At 40.9% G+C, this 21,826-nt stretch carries 12 protein-coding genes and 2 pseudogenes; 7 read left to right on the top strand and 7 right to left on the bottom strand.

The features are described from left to right. The first annotated feature begins 51 nt into the window (after positions 1–51). A complete protein-coding gene (gene purH / locus ACTF6W_RS06240) occupies positions 52–1,653 on the top strand; it encodes a bifunctional phosphoribosylaminoimidazolecarboxamide formyltransferase/IMP cyclohydrolase (protein WP_438993683.1) in 1,602 nt (533 codons plus the stop codon). A gap of 54 nt (positions 1,654–1,707) precedes the next feature. Here purH and ACTF6W_RS06235 read toward each other — a convergent pair whose 3' ends face one another. The 4 genes and pseudogenes from ACTF6W_RS06235 to ACTF6W_RS06220 form a co-directional block, all read right to left on the bottom strand. Continuing rightward, positions 1,708–6,513, bottom strand: coding sequence for an NAD-glutamate dehydrogenase (locus ACTF6W_RS06235; protein WP_438993682.1), 4,806 nt, complete (start codon positions 6,511–6,513; stop codon positions 1,708–1,710). A 105-nt stretch (positions 6,514–6,618) separates the two neighbouring features. Next, entirely contained in the window at positions 6,619–9,183 is a 2,565-nt protein-coding gene (locus ACTF6W_RS06230; protein WP_438993681.1) for a hypothetical protein, read from the bottom strand. A gap of 280 nt (positions 9,184–9,463) precedes the next feature. Then, positions 9,464–10,840, bottom strand: a complete 1,377-nt coding sequence (locus ACTF6W_RS06225) for a Na+/H+ antiporter NhaC family protein (RefSeq protein ID WP_438993680.1) — start codon at positions 10,838–10,840, stop codon at positions 9,464–9,466. Between the two features lie 124 nt (positions 10,841–10,964). Then, a pseudogene (locus ACTF6W_RS06220) lies at positions 10,965–12,689 on the bottom strand (amidohydrolase). 219 nt (positions 12,690–12,908) lie between these two features. On the opposite strand from ACTF6W_RS06220, the gene ACTF6W_RS06215 reads away from it, so the two are divergent. Next, positions 12,909–14,225 (top strand): NAD(P)/FAD-dependent oxidoreductase, encoded by a 1,317-nt coding sequence (locus ACTF6W_RS06215; protein ID WP_438993679.1) that lies wholly within the window; start codon positions 12,909–12,911, stop codon positions 14,223–14,225. A gap of 7 nt (positions 14,226–14,232) precedes the next feature. Here the strand turns inward: ACTF6W_RS06215 and ACTF6W_RS06210 are convergent, their stop codons facing one another. After that, positions 14,233–15,345 (bottom strand): alpha/beta hydrolase family protein, encoded by a 1,113-nt coding sequence (locus ACTF6W_RS06210; protein WP_438993678.1) that lies wholly within the window; start codon positions 15,343–15,345, stop codon positions 14,233–14,235. Positions 15,346–15,349: 4 nt separating this feature from the next. Then, a complete protein-coding gene (locus tag ACTF6W_RS06205; RefSeq protein ID WP_438993677.1) occupies positions 15,350–16,933 on the bottom strand; it encodes an N-acyl-D-amino-acid deacylase family protein in 1,584 nt (527 codons plus the stop codon). 79 nt (positions 16,934–17,012) lie between these two features. On the opposite strand from ACTF6W_RS06205, the gene ACTF6W_RS06200 reads away from it, so the two are divergent. Beyond that, the gene (locus tag ACTF6W_RS06200) at positions 17,013–18,533 is read left to right on the top strand and encodes a Na+/H+ antiporter NhaC family protein (RefSeq protein ID WP_438993709.1); all 1,521 of its coding nucleotides are present in this window, start codon (positions 17,013–17,015) and stop codon (positions 18,531–18,533) included. A 1-nt stretch (position 18,534) separates the two neighbouring features. Then, positions 18,535–18,996 carry a GNAT family N-acetyltransferase gene (locus ACTF6W_RS06195; RefSeq protein ID WP_438993676.1) on the top strand — a complete coding sequence of 154 codons (462 nt, stop codon included), beginning with the start codon at positions 18,535–18,537 and terminating at the stop codon, positions 18,994–18,996. Here ACTF6W_RS06195 and ACTF6W_RS06190 read toward each other — a convergent pair. After that, positions 18,993–20,039, bottom strand: coding sequence for a fatty acid desaturase family protein (locus ACTF6W_RS06190; RefSeq protein ID WP_438993675.1), 1,047 nt, complete (start codon positions 20,037–20,039; stop codon positions 18,993–18,995). The two genes, ACTF6W_RS06195 and ACTF6W_RS06190, sit on opposite strands and share 4 nt — an antisense overlap. A 296-nt stretch (positions 20,040–20,335) precedes the next feature. Between ACTF6W_RS06190 and ACTF6W_RS06185 the strand changes: the two genes are divergently transcribed. The 3 genes and pseudogenes from ACTF6W_RS06185 to ACTF6W_RS06175 all read left to right on the top strand — a co-directional run. Next, complete coding sequence (locus tag ACTF6W_RS06185; RefSeq protein WP_438993674.1) at positions 20,336–20,506, top strand: hypothetical protein; 171 nt, start codon at positions 20,336–20,338, stop codon at positions 20,504–20,506. Between the two features lie 18 nt (positions 20,507–20,524). Next, positions 20,525–21,043, top strand: a pseudogene (locus ACTF6W_RS06180) (nitrate- and nitrite sensing domain-containing protein); the annotation flags it as partial. Beyond that, positions 21,020–21,826 (top strand): Crp/Fnr family transcriptional regulator (locus ACTF6W_RS06175; RefSeq protein ID WP_438993708.1); only part of this gene is annotated, 807 nt, incomplete at its 3' end. The pseudogene ACTF6W_RS06180 and the gene ACTF6W_RS06175, both read left to right, overlap by 24 nt.

The raw sequence follows: 21,826 nt of genomic DNA, 5'->3' as shown, positions 1-21,826 counted from the left end.
CCAGTACCACGCGATAAGTAAATTGAGATAATGATAAAAAGAGATTTTTTGATGAATGATTCAGCAAATACACCGATTAAGCGCGCACTTTTATCCGTATCAGATAAAACGGGATTAATAGAATTCGGGCAATTCTTAGCAAGCCAAGGCGTAGAAATTTTATCTACCGGGGGCTCTGCTAAAGCCTTGGCTGATGCAGGTGTGCCGGTTAAAGAAGTTGCTGAACACACAGGATTCCCTGAAATGATGGACGGTCGTGTGAAAACGCTTCACCCGAAAATTCACGGCGGTTTATTAGCGCTTCGTGACAATGATAAGCATCTTGGTTCAATGAAAGAGCAAGATATTGGCGGTATAGATCTATTGTGTGTTAACCTTTATCCGTTTGAAGAAACCGTTGAAAAAGGGGCTGATTTTGCAACATGCATTGAAAATATTGACATTGGTGGTCCGGCCATGATTAGAAGTGCTTCAAAAAACCATGCTTTTGTCACTGTTGTTGTGGAAGCAAGTGATTATGAAGGTGTCATGGCCTCTATGAAAGAGAATGCGGGAGCAACATCGGCTTCTCTAAGAACCAAACTGGCGGCAAAGGCCTTTGCACGAACAGGCTCTTATGATGCGGCAATTTCAGCATGGTTTGCGGATCAACTTGGGGAAACTTATCCGGAACGCATGAATATTACGGCTACGAAACGACAAGAATTAAGATACGGCGAAAACCCGCATCAAGATGCAGCGTTCTATGTCACACGAAATGCCACACCAAGACGCGGCATAGCCACAGCCACTCAATTGCAGGGTAAAGAATTAAGCTATAATAATCTTAATGATACGGACGCAGCCTTTGAACTTGTTAGCGAATTTGATCCTAAAGATGGTCCAGCCGTTGCAATAATCAAACACGCTAACCCATGTGGAGTTGCACGTGGAAATAGTTATTTAGAGGCCTATAACAAAGCACTTATTTGCGACCAAACCAGCGCATTTGGAGGTATTATTGCCTTAAATGGTATGCTTGACGGTGAAACAGCAGAAGAGATTTCGAAAATTTTCACAGAAGTCGTCATTGCCACAGATGCTGATGAAAAGGCACGTGAAATAATGTCCGCGAAAAAGAATTTAAGACTACTTCTAACGGGCGGGATAGCCGATCCGCGTGATGCAGGTCAAACGATAAAATCCGTCGCGGGTGGTTATTTAGTGCAAGGCCGTGATAATGGTAAGGTTACCTTGGACGACTTAAAGGTCGTGACGAAAAGAAAACCTTCAGAGCAGGAATTAAATGATTTATTGTTTGCCTTTAATGTTTGTAAACATGTGAAATCAAATGCCATTATTTATGTAAAAGACGGCGCAACGGTCGGAATTGGTGCGGGGCAAATGAGCCGGGTAGACAGCGCAAGAACGGCAGCGCGAAAAGCCCTTGATGCCAGTGAGGCTGCTGGTTTAGAAATCCCAATGACTGAAGGATCAGTTGTTGCCTCTGATGCCTTTTTCCCATTTGCGGACGGCCTCTTAAGTGCAGCAGAAGCAGGTGTAACGGCGGTTATTCAGCCTGGTGGTTCAATTCGCGATGATGAAATTATCGCAGCCGCTGATGAGCAGGGCCTTGCCATGGTCTTAACAGGCATGCGCCATTTCCGTCATTAAAATAGTGTCGCGGGATATTATTAAATACCCCGCATAACTATTGAAAAGTGAGAATTAATCAACGACTACGTTACGAATCTGTCTTGCTGCAAAACCCATTTTTGTCACATTAATGGTGCCGGCATGTTGGAAATCCTCGAGCAGTTTTTTCACACGTAGTGTGGCTAAATTATTATCTTTCAGCCATTTATCTGCCGCTTTTTCACAGTCTTTTGCTTTAGTGCCGCTTAACGCAGTTCTTGTCAGTATTTTTTGCTGATCTTGAAGATCACCCAAAATACTATTAACGGCGAGACGGTCCCAATGATCAGATGTTTCGACAAGTTCCGCTTGATTTCTAAGCCAGTCAAACCCAAGATCATCACCAAACTTGAAGTAAGCTTTGGCAACTTCGGTGACATCAATACCTAATTCTTTCGCAACTTGCACGAGATCACATGCCGCCGTTTTGATATCAAGACTTGCGATCAACTGGGCAAGGTCTTTTTCAACTCTTTGCTCAGCATACATATTCATTTTGCCCATGAAGCTTTCGTCCGAAGAAGATTGAGCCCCCGTATCCATTTTAAACAGTTCCGTGATACCAGGCTTATAATTATCAATAATAGATTTTATCGGCTTCTTGTTGTCCGTGTTATTTAAGAACCAGATTGTTTGACGACGGGCAAACTCTTCAACATCCATAAGCATAAGCATTTGAATCGTTGCAGGCGCGATATAATCTAACGCTTCAATACGTTTCCACATATTATCAAGTTCAAATACTTCACTCGTAATAATGGCGGCACGTGCTATTTCAGCACCGCTTGCCCCGGTTTCTTCCTTAATAGCTTGAATGCCCCCGCGGTTCACAATTTCATTACAAAGCACTTTTGCAATAATTGGCTTACGCAATTGGTGATTTAACATTTCTTTTTTATACTTGCCGCTTAGTCTTTCAGGGAAAGACATGCTCAAATACTTTTCTAAGTAAGGATCATCAAGAAAATCACTTTCCATTAAACTATCAAAAAGAGACATTTTTGCATAAGCAATCAGCACAGAATTTTCAGGACGTGTAAGGCCGAGTGATTTTTCAGCACGCTCAGCGAGCTCTTCATCATTAGGAAGAAATTCTAACTCCCTATCTAGATTTGCGGATTTTTCCAAATCATCCAAATATCTTTCGAAACTATCAAGCTGTTTAATACTGCTTGATTTAGCGAGGCTTATAGCTTGTGATTGAAGATAATTGTCGCGCAATACGAGTTCTGCAACATCATCTGTCATGTCTTCTAACAATTTGTTGCGTTGCTTTCCGGTCATTTTCCCTTCTGCCACAACACTATTTAGAAGAATCTTGATATTGACTTCGTTATCCGAACAGTCAACGCCGGCTGAATTATCAACGGCGTCTGTGTTCATCATGCCGCCAGAAAGCGAATATTCTATCCGGCCAAGTTGTGTACAACCAAGGTTTCCACCTTCGCCTATCACTTTACATCTAAGATCACTACCATTCACACGAATGGCATCGTTAGCACGGTCACCAACTTCACTGTTGCTTTCGCTATCGGCTTTAACATAGGTACCAATGCCACCAAACCATAATAAATCCATTTGTGATTTTAAAATGGCGCAGATTAGTTCATTAGGTGTTGCGGAAGAGACATCATCTTTAAAACTAAATAATGATTTCATTTCCGGCGTAAGATCAATAGATTTAAGGCTTCTACTAAAGACGCCACCACCTTTTGTGATAAGTTTCTTATTATAATCTTCCCAGCTTGAGCGCGGAAGATCAAAGAGGCGTTGTCTTTCATCAAATGATTTTTTAGGATCCGGGTCTGGATCAATGAAAATATCGCGGTGGTCAAAGGCGGCAACTAGTTTGACGGCTTCTGAACAGAGAAGGCCGTTACCAAATACATCACCAGACATGTCACCAATACCAGCAACACTAATGCTGTCTTTTTGTACATCAATGCCTTGCTCACGGAAATGGCGCTGAACACTTACCCACGCACCTCGTGCGGTAATGCCCATTTTCTTATGGTCATATCCAACGGAGCCACCAGATGCAAAAGCATCATCAAGCCAGAAGCCATAATCTTGTGCAAGCCCATTAGCAATATCAGAGAATGTGGCCGTTCCTTTATCGGCTGCCACAACGAGATAAGGATCATCATCATCTTGTCTTACAACCTCTAGCGGTGGGATTACATCGCCGTCTTTTAAATTGTCTGTAATATCAAGCAAACCAGATATAAATGATTTATAACACGCAATTCCTTCATCAAGGAATTCTTCACGTGTTGGATTGGCGGGCATTTGTTTTGGAACAAACCCACCTTTAGCTCCAACTGGCACAATAACGGTATTCTTTACTTGTTGAGCTTTAACTAGACCGAGCACTTCCGTACGGTAGTCTTCTTTACGGTCTGACCAACGAAGGCCGCCACGCGCAACAGGACCAAATCTTAAATGGACGCCTTCAAAGCGGGCGGAATAAACGAATATCTCAGCATAAGGCCTTGGTTTCGGTGCTTCATCAACACCGCTACTTTGAATTTTGATGGAAATATAATTTTTATGATCGCCATTTGCATCTTTTTGATAAAAGTTGGTTCTTAAAGAACATTCAATAACATTTAAGCAATTTCTTAAGATGCGATCCTGATCAAGACTATCAACGTTAGCGAGCAAGCTTTTTATCTTACTAATATTTTTTGCTGCCGCTTTATCACGATCTGTTTTACTTGTGTCATTAATTGCAAACTTAATTTCAAACAGATCAGCTAGTAATCTTGAAATATCGCCATATTGCGTCAATGTGTCTTGCATATAAAATTCACTATATGAACTTCCAAGTTGACGCAGGTATTTACTATAAACACGTAGAATTAATGCTTGCCTATGGGTTAAGGATGCGCTTCTGACCAGTTTATTGAAGCCGTCATTGTCAACATGCCCTAGCCAAATTGCCCGCAGCGTTTCTTCCATTGGTGTTTTTAAAATACTAAGATCAATTGCGTTTTGGGCGGGCTCTTCAAGATAGAAGTCATGCATACTATAATGAATTTTATCGTCGTCTGTCCCTGTGTACACATCATAGGCGAATTCTTCTATCACTCTTAAACCCATATTTTCGAGCATTGGAAGACAATCACTCAGAGTGATGATGCTTTGACTGGTATAAATTTTTAATCGGACAACATGTTCCGCGTCTTCTGGTTCGCGATATAGATTAAATGCAATATTATCCTTTACTGGCAATTGTTCCATTTTATCGACATCGGTGACAGCAAAACGTGGATCGAAATGTTCTTTATAGGCAGGTTTAAAGCACTGACTGTATTTTCTAAAAAGCTGGATTGCTTTTTCTTCTCCGTATCGATCAACCAATACTTCGTGGAAGTAATCAACCCAACTTTGAGCGACTTTCGCGATGCGGCGGTTAATATCATCTGGGTCAGCATTTCTGACTTGTCCGGGTTTGGTTCTAATAATGAAATGCCAGCGAGCAATTCGTTCGTTACTAAGTTGCGCGTATCTTGATGAAAGTTCACCGTTAAATTCTTCACAAAGAATTTTTTCAATTTTTGAACGCAATACTGAATTATATAAATCTCGCGGTACGAAGACTAAAGCGGACACAAAACGTTCAAATTTATCGCGACGTACAAAAGCACGGCACTGTGGTCTTAAGCTCAAATGTAATATGCCAATAGACGTTTGAAACAGAGTTTCTTCATCAATTTGGAATAGTTCATCACGCGGAAGTGTTTCTAAAATATGAAACAATGCTTTGCCGTCGTGGCTATTATAATCAAAGCCAGAACGCTCAACGACAGTTTTCACTTTGGTATCAAGGTAAGGAATATTTTGCGCGCGCTGATTGTAACTATCAGAAGTAAATAGACCGACGAAGCGTATTTCCCCGACAACTTTTCCTTTATTATCAAATTTTTTGAAACCGACATAATCTAAATGTACCACGCGGTGGACCAATGATTTAACATTGGCCTTGGTGACGAGCATAATAGGCTCATTGGCCATAAAATCTTCAATTTCAGGGGAAATATCTACTAGGCCATCAGGCCCTCGAAGAACTTGAACCTTAGGGTCACGCAGTATGCCGTATCCATCGCCAGAGGATGGTTTTTTCTTATTATGGTCGTATTCACGGTAGCCCAGCATTGTGAAATTATTTTCTGTAAGCCATTTTAGAAACCTCTGAGATTCTTTAACTTCTGCACGTGTTACTGATTTCGGCGCATTTTCAAGACCATCAGATGTCTCGCTCACTTTTTGAACGATCGTTTTCCAATCTTGAACGGACGCATGTACAAAGTCGGTGACTTGTTTAAGTTTATCAAATAAGGAATCGATTTCTTGCTGATTACTCATGGCAGTAATTTCAATGTGCATGACAGATTCAGAAGCCTTAGAGCCACCTTTTGAAACCATTTTACCTGATTTATCGCGATTATGATCAAGAACAGGATGGATAAGCATGTGCAGCGTGTTGCCGTCTTCTAAAAGATTTGAGGTGATTGAATCTATCAAGAAAGGCATATCCTTGGTAAGGATCTGTATGATGGTATGTGAAGATGTCCAGCCATGCTCTTCTAATGTAGGATTGAAAATGCGAATTTTTGAGGCTTTTCCAGATTCTTTAAAATCGTTAATAAATTTCCAATTGCTTATGGCAATGGCATATAATTCATCAATTTTTAAGCTTAAATCTTCTGGGGATGCGTTCTTATAAAAATTACCTACAAAGTCAATAAAACCATCCCCTAAGGATGATTTCATATTTTCTTTTGCGTAATCAACGATGGAATCGAGGCGAATTTCTTTTTGGGACCAGCTGCTCACGGCTTTTTCCTTTTTGGTTATGAAATTTCATATTCTTAGAATCTATCATATATATAAAGGGTTTAAGAAATGGTTTATTTGTTATTTTTCAAATTTCCTGAGGATTTAATTCTCTTTTTTCAAATTTCCATTGATAAAGGCAGCTCGTTTCAGAATCGGGTCAATTTTTGTATATTGATCATCGAGAACCTTAAGAACATCAATGTCATGCCCCCGTCTTTTGGCAAGGAGCAAACAAAATTCATCTGCATCCTTACTAACGATCATTTTCTTTAACCTAATGCGGCCGATTACCGGCATATCTCTTAGTACATTTCTTGCTTCTTCAACGGTTCTTGATTGTTGTACGAGGTTGGCGCCGTTTGATCCTTTGCGGATTGCACGCATTTCTTTTACGCATCCTTTGATGCCACCAGGGAAATGTTTGATGAAGTCATGGAAATCCTCAACATCAACATTCATGTGTTTGGCAATTCCAAGTGCCGCTGCATATTCGGTAAGCCTTGTTTTATCGTAGTCTTTACCGAGGCAGATTTTAAGAACTGGTGTAAAGGGTGCACGTTCTTGTATTTTTAAGCCATTTTCTGCAACGAGTTTAGAATACTCAACAGGGGAATTTTCACATACACTATGAAATTTATAAATAGCGGTAAGAATATTATATAAAGTATCTCTGCTTCTGTTATGACTTGCGTCTTCTTTCTTAATATATCGAATGATCTGTTTCAGCGAATCTTGAAGTTCCCGCAGATTTTCTTCTTCAGATTTTTCTTCTTTTTGTGCCGAGATGTCGTGGCTAGTATCAGTAATGATTGGTTCTGAGGATGCTACTTGTTGTTCTATGATGGTCGCATCATCAGCGATATCTTCAGCTTCTGTAACGTCAAAAGTAATTTCTTCCTTCTCTTCATCCGTGCCTGTCTCTAGTGCAATGTTGGATTGATTACTCTCCGCAACTGAGGTTTCGAGGAGTTCTTCTTCTTGTGCTGAAATCTCTTCGTGTATTTCGTTTTCTAGTTTAAGAGATGATTCTTCATTTATCTCTTCTTCAACATAGCCATATGAAGTGACTTCTTCAGTATTAGCAAAGCCTTCTGGTTCAGGTTCTGTGGTTTCTTCTAAGATAATTTCATCATCTGGTGAATCTGTTATCGTGACACTATCTTCTGTAATGATTTCAGGATTGCCTTCATCAACGATATGTTGATCATCGGCATCATCCATGACTTTATTTATTTCATCTTCAAAAGAAACGGAGATTGTGTCTGAAACAGTATCAGCATCTTTCGTAATCACAATTGATGCATTTTCACTCGTATTGTCTTCATCAATTATAGATCCTGAACTTTCCACGGCATGATTTTGTTCTGGCAGATTAAGATTACCTTCGTTTTCTGCAAAATCGACGTCTGCCTGTTCATCCATGATATCAATTTCATCATTTGGATCAGGTTGTGTCGGAAGTGTAATTTTTGATTCAGCAGATCTTATTTCATGACCAAAAATATCTTTTTTCTTGGACTTCCCAAGCAGCATTTCCATTGACCTTTCAATGACACTGCCTTTGCGAGCTCGTTTTTTTAGTTTCTCTTTGACGGGCGGCTCTTCTTGAGCGACTTCTTCTGCTTCCGCTATGTGATCGTCTTTAATTTGATCGTCGACTTCAACTACTTCATTATTATCTTCAATTCCCTCTTCTGTGGGTTCAGAAATTATTGTGTTACTAAGGTCTAGCTCTTCAGGTTTTATATCTTCTTCTTGCTCATCATGTGCGGTTAATTCTTCTATGATGTCTTCTTCGAACGAAGTTGTCTCATCTATTTCTAGGTAGACTTCTTCAGCGACTGCTTCTGGCCCATCATTATCAACACCATCTAGTTCAGAAGGCACCTCTTCTGTTAAAATGATCTCATCTGAAGTTGTCTCTGTTGATGTTTCGCTTATCGGGGGTTCATCAAAAACAACTTTCTCTTCTGCTACAGAATTTGTATCAAAAGAAGCATCTTCTAAATCGATCGCCCCTTTAACATCAACGGCCGTTTCGGCGATATCTCTTTTTTGAAGGGTATCGTCTGTAGTTTCTTGAGAAAGGGTGGCATCAAGTTGATCTTCATTTAAAACGTCTTCTTCATTTTCAAGAGTGATCTCATCTCTGCCTGAAGCGATGGTGCGCATTAACTCTTCAATAGTTGGCTTGTCTTCGTCCAATTCAACATCTTTTGCTAAAATCCAACGCACGCCACCAAGAATAAAATTAATGTTTTGATTATCATCACTGAAGGGAAGAAGTATACCTCGATATAGAGCTTTTTCACCTTCCCGGTTTACAAACTCTGCCTCAAAGGCAATTGGGACCCTGTTGGCCAGAACTTCTAAATAATGATCTGTCACACGACTTAACATAGAGCGGCGCGGCACCTCGGCTATAGGACGCCCAACAAGATCAACTTCCAGATCTTCTGTTAATCCATTTCCGATCACCTGAAAAATTGGGTTATCTTTCCCATTTCTCAGATCTAATAAAACAAGATTAGATTTGAATGCTTCAATTTCTTGGCGCTGTAATCGTTTTAATGCGGGCAATCCGGATGAGCCAGCTATTTTTTCCCAACTTTCATAAAGACAAAAAGTTATTCTTCTTTCCTGATCTGTCTCTTGTTCCGAGCTCATATTCAAGTACCATTTCAGTTTTTTATTATAACAGATTGATTTTGATGGCAAAGTTTCCAATCAATCCTTTGGCACGACTTTATCATTAACCATATTAATAAAACAACAACATATGATAACATGCTGTTTTTTTTGAGTTTTTTGAAATGTTGTCTTAAGGCCTTATTAGACGACTTTAAAAGGAATCGAAAAACGTTATATTGGGATGTGATAAAAGTTGTTCTTAAAGTAGTGCCTTAAGTTAAGCATTCATAAGAAAGTCGTCCATCAAAAGACGATTTTACAGAATAAAAAGACCCGTGATTATATAAACGATAAATGTCAGACCGCCGCCGACTAAAGCATAAGGCAATTGTGTTTTTACATGATCAAGAAGATCACATCCCGCCGCTAATGAAGAAATGACGGTCGTATCTGAGATTGGCGAACAATGATCCCCAAACACACCTCCACCCAGTACGGCTGATATAACGAATGCAGGAGGAAGTCCTAGCATTTGAATTAACGGTACGCCAATAGGGATCATAAGAGCGAATGTTCCCCATGAAGTTCCAGTTGTGAACGCCATGAGTGAAGATGCTAAGAATAACATTGGCACGATTAATATAAGAGGTAAATTCTCACTGGCTAACCCTGCGACGAAAGCCCCGGTTCCAAGATCACGAAGACTAGCACCTAAGGCGAGTGAGAGAAGCACAATAGTAACAAGCTGTATAAGTTCATTCATTCCTTTGAAGCCAATTTCTACTAATTTTATATGTGTGAATTGGCCACTGGATAACATCATAGCATAAGCGACAAGGCAGGATAGAATGGTGGCATATAAAATAGATTGTGAGCCATCGCCGTTTCGAATAACGCCGTCGCCAGTCCAATACATAAAGGCAAAGATTAGACCGATTAAGGAAATAAGCGGAACGATCATATATCTGGCTTTGGTTCCTACAAACTCGGGTGCTTGTTCTTCCTCCGCTTTTTGTTGCATCGCTTTTTCATAATGTTTTAGTGGGCCATGAATTCTATCCGTCATAATCGTGAACAACACAATGATAAGCGCAATCCATGCATAAAAGTTATAGAAAATTGATCCGACAAGCGCACCTTCCGCATTTTCAAGACCGGATTGTTGCATGTTTGCTAAAGCGACCGCACCCCACCCATTAAGAAGTAATAAAATACAAACCGGTGCACTGGTGCTATCAATCACATAAGCAAGCCGTTCACGGCTCATGCCGAATTTGTCGAAAATGCCTCGTGATAATATACCGGCCGTAATGACACTAAGATTACTTTCAACAAAAAGCACGATACCAGTAAAGAAAGTGAGAAGACCCGCTTGTTTTTTTGTTCGCGTTACCCCTTTATTTATCATCATTTCAACGAGAGCAGAAACACCACCAGAGTGTCGCATATAGGCAATCAAGCAACCGATTACGAGAGAGAATATCAATACCCGAGTATTGCCCGGGCTTTCAAAGACGCTAACGATGCGTTCTATTGTTTCAATAGGGGCAAAAATAGCTGTTGCACTAGAGGCATCAAAAAGTAAAAGAAGCTCTGCTGTAAAAATCCCTGCGAGCAAGGCCATAAGCACTTCTTTTCGCCAAATCACAACGCCAATTGCCACGACTTGCGGTAGGATAGTAAGCCAACCCATTTTTCCCTCATTTGTATATTTTAATTTTTTAAGTATGCGAAGGATTACAGGTAAATGCAAGATAATAAAAGGTAAGAAAAAAGGCGGCATAAAAGCCGCCTTTTAAAATAAAAATTAATGTTGTTTAATTTTCAACACGCTCATAAACAACATTTCCATCGACCATGGTTAGGTCGATTTCCATATTGATCAAATCGGCTGGCTGTATATTAAACAGATTACGGTCAATAATTACCATATCTGCAAGTTTACCAACTTTGAGTGAACCTCTCACATCACCTTCAAATGTGGCGTTGGCGCCATTGATTGTGTAGGCGACGATACTATCAGCAAGACTGATTTTCTCTTGAGGGTTCCATCCTCCTTCTGGGGTGCCTTGTAATGTTGTGCGATTAACGGCTGCATTTAAAAGATATTTCGGATGATTATAGTATTCAGCCGCATTGGTTCCTGGCCAGTCTGAACCAAACACAAGTGTTGACCCATTGGAAAGGAGCGAATTAAAAGCATATGCCCCCTTGGAGCGTTCAACACCAATACGTTCTTCCATCCAGCGCATATCGTCTGATAAATGATAAGGATTAATTTCCGCTATGACACCTAATTGATTAAAGCGCGGGAAATCGGAAGGGCGCACTACTTGGTTATGAATGACGCGATATCCCTCTAAAGACCCACCAACATCATTTTGTAGGCGTTCGTAAGTGTCCAGCATCAATGATACACCTTTGGTTCCAATAGCGTGAACATTTGCTTTAAAACCGCCTTTATTAGCTTCAAGCAGATAGGCGTACATTTTATCCATATTTTCTGTTTCATATTCAGGGTGATCGCTTGTGTGATGGCGATAGCGGCCGGAATAATCTGGACGGTCCGTATAGGGCTCAAAGAAAAGCGCGCTATGGTTACCCATAATGCCGTCGATATATCCTTTGTAAGCACCCCATCGTAAATAATGGTCTTTCAGACGAGTTACTGGATGTGTGCCCATTTTAATGCCCGCGTCGTTAAATTCTTTTGCGCGGGCTAAGTCAGCGCGCATCCAAATTCGTGTTGTAAGTTCGCCGGCTTCTTGAAGCTCCGTATAATATTCTGGATAGTTTCCATGGGTAATATCATGGACATCTACGATCCCGTTTTCACGCATACGTTTAAGTGTAGAACGTATTTCGTTTAAAATTCTTTCATGCGATTTGGGTGTAATAACAGCACGAATTCTTTCAATCGCAGGGGACCCTTTTTCGATGAGGCCTGTCGGCGATCCATCTTCGTTGGTTGCCATGCCCTCTAATATTTCATTTTCTAAGCCAGCAGCGCGCAATGCTGCCGTATTGGCAAGGTGAAGTTCTGCGGGACGTTCGAAACTTGATACAAATACAGGCGTATTTGGTGTTAGATCATCAATAGTGGAACGGTTTGGTTTCCAGCGACCGGTGAAGTTGGCTCCGGCACCTGCATCAACCGCAGCTTCACCAGCTCCCCATGCCTCATAAGCTCCCCATAGACCAAGCGTGATCCACTCTCCTTCTGGGATATTGGGTAAAATGCGTTCTATTTCAGCACGAAGAGCAGCGTCATCAGCGACTTACAGTAAATTGGCATCATTAAGCTGTGCGCCCGCACCATTTAAATGCGAATGCCCGTCTACAAAACCTGGCATTAACATCCGGCCTTTAAGATCAATGACGCGCGTATTATCCCCGATATAGGCATCTGCTTCAGCATCATCATTAAAAATAGCGACAATTTCATTGCCTTTAACGGCAACACCTTTGGCCCAAGGATGGCTTTCTTCAACGGTATAGACATCTCCTCCTTTAAAGACGACATCTGCTACATTGGAATTCATTGCGTTCTGTGTTTCATCGGCGGCTTGTTCTGCGCATGCACTCAGTAAAAGTCCAATAACAGCTAAGCCAAGAAACCCCGACTTCTTCGCTAATTTCATTTGTTCCTCCCATTTGCACTTTTTAAAAATAGCACTTTTATCATGTACTATTATAATATAATTTGCAAAAAGATTATCATACAACAGTACTTAGAAAGTGTGTTTCGTATAGAGGATAAAATGGATAAACCTTATTCGCGCACCAGTGAAAAAAACGAATATATTGACAGTTATTATTCGAGAACGCTGGATGATAAATGCGACTTTGACCAATTAAGAAATGACGTCAAGACGTCAGTATGTGTTATCGGCGGTGGTATGGCGGGCGTCGCCACGGCTCACAGTTTGGTTGAAAAAGGTGAGAAACCAGTCCTTATAGAAGCAAACCGCATTGGTTGGGGCGCGTCAGGTCGAAATGGTGGTTTCGTCAGTTCTGGCTTTTCTAAAGGACCATGGGAAGTCGCCAATATGGTCGGTGAAAGTCATGCGAGAGAACTTTATCAACTGACGAATGCCGCCTTAGATAGCATAAACCGCCGCATGGGGAATGAACGAGAGAGCTTAATCGATGACCCGCATGGACATTTCGAAGTGTCATGGTTTAATGAACCTGGTAAAGTTGAAAAGCAAGTTGAATACATGAATGATTTGATGGGTGTGCACTATGAATTTTGGCCAAAAGACAAGTTTCGCGAATATTATCATTCGAACCATTATCATGATGCCTATTTAAAACCGCAAGCCTTGCAGCTGCATTCTTTAAATTATGTAAGACATTCCGCAAGAGAGGCTGAAAAAGCTGGCGCGCAAATTTTTGAGAAAACACCGGCAATCGAAATTAAGAAAACCCAAAATGGATGGAAAATCATCACAGATAAAGGGTCGGTAACGGCGGATCAAATCGTCATGTGTTGTAGCGCTTATATCGGCGGATTGAATTTTAGGTTGTCTAACGCAACTTTACCAGTGGCAACATATGTGATGTTGACAGAACCACTTGGTGATCGGCTTAAAGAGGCGATTAAAGGAAAATGGGGGGTAAGTGACAACAGGGTTTCGTCAAATTATTACCGAACAGTCAAGGATAACAGTCTTTTTTGGGGCGGTCGGGTTTCCATGTTTAATCCGCAAGGTAAAAAGCTTGAGCGTATAATGATGAAAGACTTGCTTGTGGTATATCCGCAACTTAAAGGCATAAAAGCGAATGTCGCATGGGGTGGGTTTATGGGCTATCCCGCTCATAAGATGCCACAAATCGGTGAACTTGAACCAGGATTCTGGTATGCGCAGGGTTTTGGGGGTTCAGGTATGACAGCAACAGTGGCTGGCGGCGAAGTGGTGGCTGATGCGATTATTAACAATGATGAAAGATATAAGCTTTTTGAACCATTCGGCCTTCAATATGCAGGAAAGCCGTTTGGCCCTATCGTGGCGCAAACGGCTTATTGGTTATTTCAGCTTCAAGACGCTTATAAAGAATGGCGCCTTAATCGATAAAGTTGGCTTAACGTGATACAAATTTGTATGACGCGCGCTCCATGTCTTTGATATTACCGAATGTTCGTTCAGGGGACAAATGTTCCTCAAGGAACTTATAAATATCATACCTGGCTTGTCGTGCGATAGGATGATCCATTCTTGCGAAGTTGTGCCCGCCCGGAATATCTTCAAATTCTTTATAAGTAAATTCCTTGCCGTCCGCTTTTAATGATTTTATTAAATGACGAATTTCTAGAATATTGACATCATCATCGTTGGTATTACCATATACCATCAATGGCGTTTCCAGTTTATGGGTGTTCCAAGCAGGTGACCGTTTGATATATTCCTCATGGTTTTCAAAGGCGCTTTCACCAAGATGATAGTCTGTTTCATAAAGTTCGCGATATCCTTGGGTTTTATACCCCATTCGGGCAATCAGATCACTTACAGGAACATCGGCAAAGCCAACTTTATAAGCATCTGGAAAGTTGAATAAGTTAAGCAGTGTGATCATACCACCGTGACTATGGCCCATAATGCCAACGCGGTTTTGATCAACGACGCTATAATTTTCCACCATATAATCGCGTGCTGCTTTTACGTCGTCCACTTCTTTGCCACCATAATCGATGCTTTCATAAAAGCGTTTACCGTAACCGGTTGAGCCACGATAGTCAGGCGCAATGATGATATATTGCTGTGCGATGAGCTCGCGATAAAGCTGGCCATTTTCCACATCAAAGTTGGCGTGTACCCCTTGGTGAGGGAAAACAAGTAATGGATATTTCTTACTTGGGTCAATATCTTTTGGGAAAAACACATAGGCGCTTAACTTTAATGGATTTGTTAAAGAGAGAGGGTTTTGTTCACCATCACCGGAAAAATCATGGTCTTTACCAAGTGGGGGCCCTGTAAACCGGACCTTTTCAATAATAGCAACATCTCCCATAATGTTGTGCATCATTATATCTTTAAGCCCCTTGTTTACCCGATCAAAAGAGTGTCGCATATCGCTAAGTCGCTCTTTGAGGTCGGCAATTTCCGCTTTTAATTCATCGGTATCGTCTGCTTGTGCCATAGAGATTGACGTCATGACGGCAATGGCAAAGATACTAATTCTTTTTAATAGTTTCATTTGATTAGTCCCCTTTTGTTTTTCTTAAGATACGACCATTTATCCGGCTATCGGAACCGGCCGTTGTATCGGTAATCATGCCATTAACAATAACAGCGTCAAAACCAGTAGGTTCAGCATAGACATCTGTCCAATCTGTCCCGGGCCTAACATTTTCAAGGTCCATAACAACAATATCCGCTGCCATTCCTTCTTTAAGGCGACCACGGGTCTGGATATCAAAGATATCCGCCGTTTGGCCGGTCATTTTGTTAATGGCCAACTCAAGTGACATGACTTTATCACGGACAACATATTCATAGAGCACTTTTGGAAAAGATCCAAAAGAACGCGGATGGCGCATGGTTGGGCTGCCGTCCGTTGAAATAGAAACGTCCTCGGCGGTGATAAATGCATCTTGAGTTTCTTTTGTCATAATGAAATGCGCGGTGGATGGCCCATTATGGCCATAATCCATAATGATATCTTCTGGGTCTTTGCCTGTAATTTCGGATATTTCAGCAACCGTTTTCCCAGAGTATTCCCCTGAAGATACCAGTATCGCTCCCGGGCCATTACGCCGTTTAATCTTTGCCGTCAGAAACTCTTTAAATTCTGCACGGCGCTTGGCAACCGCATCATTAAATTCAAATTCACGCTTTGCCCATTCCGGGTAAAGGTAACTCATATCACCGAAACTGGCGAGATAGGGATAAACATCTGCCGTAATTTTGACGCCATTTGCGCGGGCTTCTCGAATTTGCCTTAAGACAGCTTCGCCTTGTTCGCGGGTTTTTCCGTAGACAACTTTTACATGGGAAGCATTGACGCGGGCATAATGACCTTGCCTTATTAATTCTGCAATTGATTCATGTACCTTATCATCATCTTCATTTCTGACATGGCTTGATATCACACCGTCATGAGCACCAACCACTTTGGCAAGTCCAAACATTTCTTCATCATCCGCGTAGCGTCCAGGAACATATTCAAGCCCGGTGCCAAGGCCGTAAGCGCCCGCTTTCATTGCTTTTTCAAGAAGTTCTTCCATTGCGGCCTGCTCTTCTGGGGTAATTTTATCTTTTTCACCGCCTCCTGATAGGTATCGGATAGCACCGTGACCTACGAGAGTAGCAACATTGGGGCCTGATTTTTGTCTGTCTATTTCATAAAGGAAATCTTCAAATGAAACGGCATCATCATAACCTGGGTTTCCCCCGTCTTGACCAAGCATTACGGTTGTCACGCCTTGTCGCAGAAAACTCCTTAAGTGATCATTGTTTTCCTGAAGGGGGTCACCGTGCGCATGGGCATCGATAAAACCGGGTGAAACAATGCGCCCTGTGGCATCAATGGTTTCAAGAGCATTAATGTTTGAGGCATCCGTTTCCCCAATATAGTCTATTTCATCACCACTCACCAATATATCAGCCATAAATGCAGGATCACCTGTACCGTCCACAATGGTACCGCCACTGATAAGTAAGTCATACGTTATATTATAATCCGGCCCAGCTATGACATCAGAATTTGACGCTTGATCTTCCGGCGCACAGGCAGCAAGTACGAGCACGCTTAAGTAGGCAATAACTTTTGTTCTTAATTTCATGATGATATCTCCCGCATTTTTATTCTTTCTAAAAATATATATTCAGCTACTATAAGCAAAAATAATAAGGAGGGAAGTGTTGGAAGCAACAGATTATGGATTTATTTCCATTATTCCAATCATATTGACATTAGGGATTGCGGTTTGGGCCCAAAATGTAATCATTGGTTTGTTCATTGGCGTTTTCTCAGGTGTGATCATTTTGAACGGGTTTAATCCGGTAATGACCCTCAGCATTATGGTGTCCGATTATTTTGTACCGCAAATGTTATCCCCCAGTCAGGCCGGGATATTAGTATTGATGTGCTTTATTGGAGGCTTGGTAGCTCTTATGGAGCGATCAGGGGGAGCCGTTGCCTTTGCGACAACAATGACCCATGTCATTACCAGTCGTTTTAAAGCACAAATTGCGACGTGGATGACAGGGATTATGATTTTTTTCTCTGATCTTGGCACTCCATTAATAGTCGGTCCCATATATCGTCCTATTACGGATAAACTTAAAATCTCTCGTGTGAAGCTTGCTTGGATTGTGGATACCACCGCATCGCCTGTGGCGGTCCTTATCCCTTTTATCGGATGGGGCGTTTATTCTATGGGGCTAATTGAAAAGGAATATCTTGAAATTGGCCGTGTTGAGAATAGCTTTGATGCCTATATGTCGGCGATCCCGTTTCAATTTTATTCCCTCTTTGCCATTATTATGGTGCCCCTTGTTGCCATATCAGGTTATGAATTTGGACCAATGGCCCGCGCGGAAAAACGGGCTCAAGAAGGAAAAGGGCTCGTTGATGATAGTGGAATGGAAATATCAGATACCATTTCACATCCCAATGCGAAGGCTATTTTTGTTTGGTTGCCGCTTCTCGTGATGGTAAGCGTCATGTTTTTCTTGCTTGTGCCCCTTGGGTTCCCACTTAATTCTGTGCCATCACTTGCCTTTCGAGGCGCTCTTTCAAGTGCTTACTTCTTTTCCGCTATGACTTTGATTGCTTTGCTGCTCACTTATGGCGTAAAAAGTTTTAAGGAAAGCATTACAATTTACCTTGGCGGCATTAGTAAAATGACGAGCGTTCTGATAATTCTTGTCCTCGCGTGGTCTTTAAGTTCCGTGGGTAAAAATTTAGGTACGGCTCAATTTATAATTTCGCTTGCTGAAGGTAATTTTGCACCGTTCCTTGTGCCAATGATTGCTTTTTTATTCGGGGCGATTATGTCCTTTGCAACGGGGTCAAGTTGGGGCACATATGCGATTATGATGCCTTTGATCATTGCGGTGGCAGATGCTCTCGGCGCCCCAATGCATGTGTCGATAGGCGCGGTTCTTTCAGGTGGTATGTTTGGTGACCACTGTTCACCGATTTCCGATACTACAATTCTTTCAGCATCCGGTGCAGGATGTAGCCAATTTGATCATGTTAGAACACAATTGCCATATGAGATGCTCAATGGGTCGATATGTGTGATTTCTTATATCACTGCGGGACTTACTGAAAGTAGTTTTGTTTTTATTCCGGGTATGGTGTTGTTGGGATTAAGCCTTTATATGATGAATAAAATTGCTGGCGCTAAAATTTATAATACGAGTTCGGTAGAATAAAATGATTATACGTGAAGCAACAACAAGTGACAGAAATTTTATATTTAATCTTTCGCCAGATTTAATTGAAGCCGCTCAATTATTTTGGCATTCAGACGAAGTGATGGATCGGTTTCAAAAACGCTACATCGAAGAATCAATAGATAATCAAGATGATCCACATGTTCTGTATATCGCTGAAGAAGACCAAACACCTCTGGGCTTTATTCATGTTATTGAAATTACTGAAGAAATTTCGCAGAAAAAATGTGCAAATGTTACTCTGCTCGCTGTAACAAAAGAGGCGCGAGGTAAAGGGGTGGGGCATGCATTGATGGTAAAGGCTGAAATGTGGGCCAAGGAGAAAAGATATCCTATTCTTCAACTTGAAGTGTTCTATAATAATGATAACGCAAGAAACTTTTACGAATCCCATGGGTTTATGAATGATACAATCGTTATGGCAAAACCACTTAAAGACTAGTTCTTTTGCTGGCTAAGCTTTGCATCCTCCCATAAAGTTGATAAGGCGTGCCATAAATTTTTACGCGTTGCTGCAAGATAAAGACTATTATCTGATAATTCCTTAACCAATAAATCGTGCGCGGCTCCTAGATTATGATAAGGCATTAAGGGGAATAAATGGTGCGTCGCATGATAACGTAGGCCAACAGGTGCCCAGAATGGTGATAAGACGCCGCCGATGACATCAACACTATCTAAAAATTGATCGGGGACCGTCATTTTGTCATGCCCGGGGTTCCGGTAAGCATGCGCGCCAAGGGTCCGCAAACTATTCATGGTAAAAATAAGAAGCGTTACGAGATACCAGACAAGGGCAAATTTTATTGGAAGAGTACCGCTATAAATTAAGTAGGCCGCAACCCAAACATATAGGGTAGCGCCAATTTCTTGTAAGCGCCAATATTTTCCGTCTAACTTTGTTGGGGGAGGTCTCCTATATGCAAGATCAATAGTCAGTGAAGATGCCCGCTCCCACGCATAGCGACCAAGCGGTGGAATAATCCAAGAGAGTGGGGTAAGGACTAGAAATCTAGCCACAAATAGAAACGGCAAGATAAGCGAAAGGAAAACGTAGGCTATAATTTTCCAATTTTCTTCGGCGCCAAATGGCAAATATTCGCCGTCTTCTGTGGTGCCATAAGTGTCCCGTCTATGGTGATCGTTATGAACCCCATGATATGTAAATGAAGGAATTAATAATGGGAAGCCAGCGGTTAAATTCCAAAAAGCAATAAAGAAACGAAAAGTTCCTTTTTTCATATGAACAATTTCGTGAATAAAAATAGCAACCCTATAAAGCGAAAAGGCGGACACAATAAAAGCGGCAATATTTTGAAGCGAGAACGGTTCTGTGATCATCACAAGGTAAAAGCAGCCCCACCCTAAAAATAAATTCAAAAGCAAGTCTGCCCAATGAATGAGAGGGTTTCTTTTCATTAAATGGGCCACCAGGGTGCGTGCTTCTTTTAAAGGGAAGTCTTCGCTATTTTCCGGCGCGGGCATAATTTTTTCTCCGATAGGGTATTTTTATGCTATTCTAGTATCTTCTCTAAGTTTCTTTTGATCACAAATCAATATCCAATTGAAAAAATATGAATTTATGTTTTGGGCAATGATACATTAAATTATTTAACTTGTTTAATAAAAATTGGATTTAAAAATGCCGCTCAAAGCTAAGAAAACCTTGCGTCTTAGTCTTTACTTTACGAAGCAATATCATTAATTTGAGGTTATAAAGGGTATGGCATTATGAAAGTCTTAAAATAATGAAAAGTACATTGGTCCTCTTGGGGCGAATTATGCATGAAATGCAAAAAGAGCGTGGCAGCGTTATTTTATTTTTATGTAATGATCTGGCACCAATCGAAGAAGGATTGCGGCAACGCTTCCTTGAAAGTGATTATTCCGTCGAAGAGTTGAAGTCTAAGCTTCCTGAATGGATGGAAAAGGGTCTTTTAAACGAAAGCTAATTTGAAAAAGTCACTGATGTTATAGATGATTTAAAAAAACTAAACGCTCAACGTGATTTAGTTTTAGCAAAAGAACTAAGTGCGACTGATTCTATTGCGATCTATAGTCATCAAATTATTGGACCTATTATTAGTGTGATGATTGAAATCGCATTAAGTGATCCGAACAATGACCCGTCGCGTGTCAGTGCATTTTCCAATTTTCTTAATTTAAAAGAACGGATTGGTCGCGAAAGAGCTTTGGGTATCAGGGGATTAATATTAGACGCTTTTAATAATAATGAATTTATAGAGAATTATCGTTTCCTATTATCAGAGCAAGAAGCATATAAAGATACCTTTTTGGCTTTAGCCACGGATGAGCAAAAGGCATGTTATGAGCGTTACATGGACGATTATTCAATTGCCAAAATTGATGAGATACATGAACAATTTAAAAAGAACAGTTTGAAGGATAAACATATTCTTTCATCCATAGATTGGTTTGATTTGTTTAGTCAGAAAATTGATTTAATGTATAAAGTTAAAATGGATTTGATTGAGACATTAGAAAATAATCTATCTGAGAAATCCAATAGTAATCAAGAAGATAATAACGAAAAGTCTGCTTTAGGATTGAAAAACTTTACCAATCTTCAGCAGGAATTTATTAAGACGCTTCCACTCTTTAAGGGCCTTTCGGATAGCGCGTTAAGTGAATTATTTCTTAATGCGTCGATTGGCCAATTTAAAAAAGGCGAACTTTTATTTATGGAAGGGGAGCAACCAGAAAAGCTATATATCATTCTTGAAGGATGGGTTAAGCTTTTCAAAGGTAATTCAAGCGGCGAAGAAACGATCGTTCAGATGTTAACGAGTGGGGACATGATTGCAGAGTCTGCCGTATTTTTAAACGCGCCCTATCCCATTAGTGCTCAGGTTGCAAAAGGGGCACAGATATTAACATTACCGGCGACTATTATTCGTGAAAATGTAAAAACCAATAATGACCTTGCACTTAATGTGCTCACGGCGATGTCCGTTCATTCTCAGCTCCTGATAAAGGGCATGGAAAGTATCCGTTTGAAATCTGCAACGGAACGTGTGGGGTGGTATTTGTTGAAACTCCTCCTTGAGCAAGGGCGCGTACCTGACATGGTTGAGCTTCCCTATGATAAATCAATTATTGCGTCTTATTTAGATATGAAGCCCGAAACGTTTTCTAGAACGTTGAAAAAGTTCAAACAAAAAGGATTTGAAATAAGAAAAGATGCCGTTATTTTGCCGCAAGTTAAAGCATTATGCGGCTTTTGCGATTCCGATGTTTCAAGTATTTGTTCA

Origin of the sequence: Pseudemcibacter sp., assembly GCF_965661635.1 — a bacterium.
Lineage (GTDB): Bacteria > Pseudomonadota > Alphaproteobacteria > Sphingomonadales > Emcibacteraceae > Pseudemcibacter.
The sequence above is the reverse complement of the archived record's forward strand: the minus strand, read 5'-3'. Positions and strand labels throughout refer to the sequence as shown.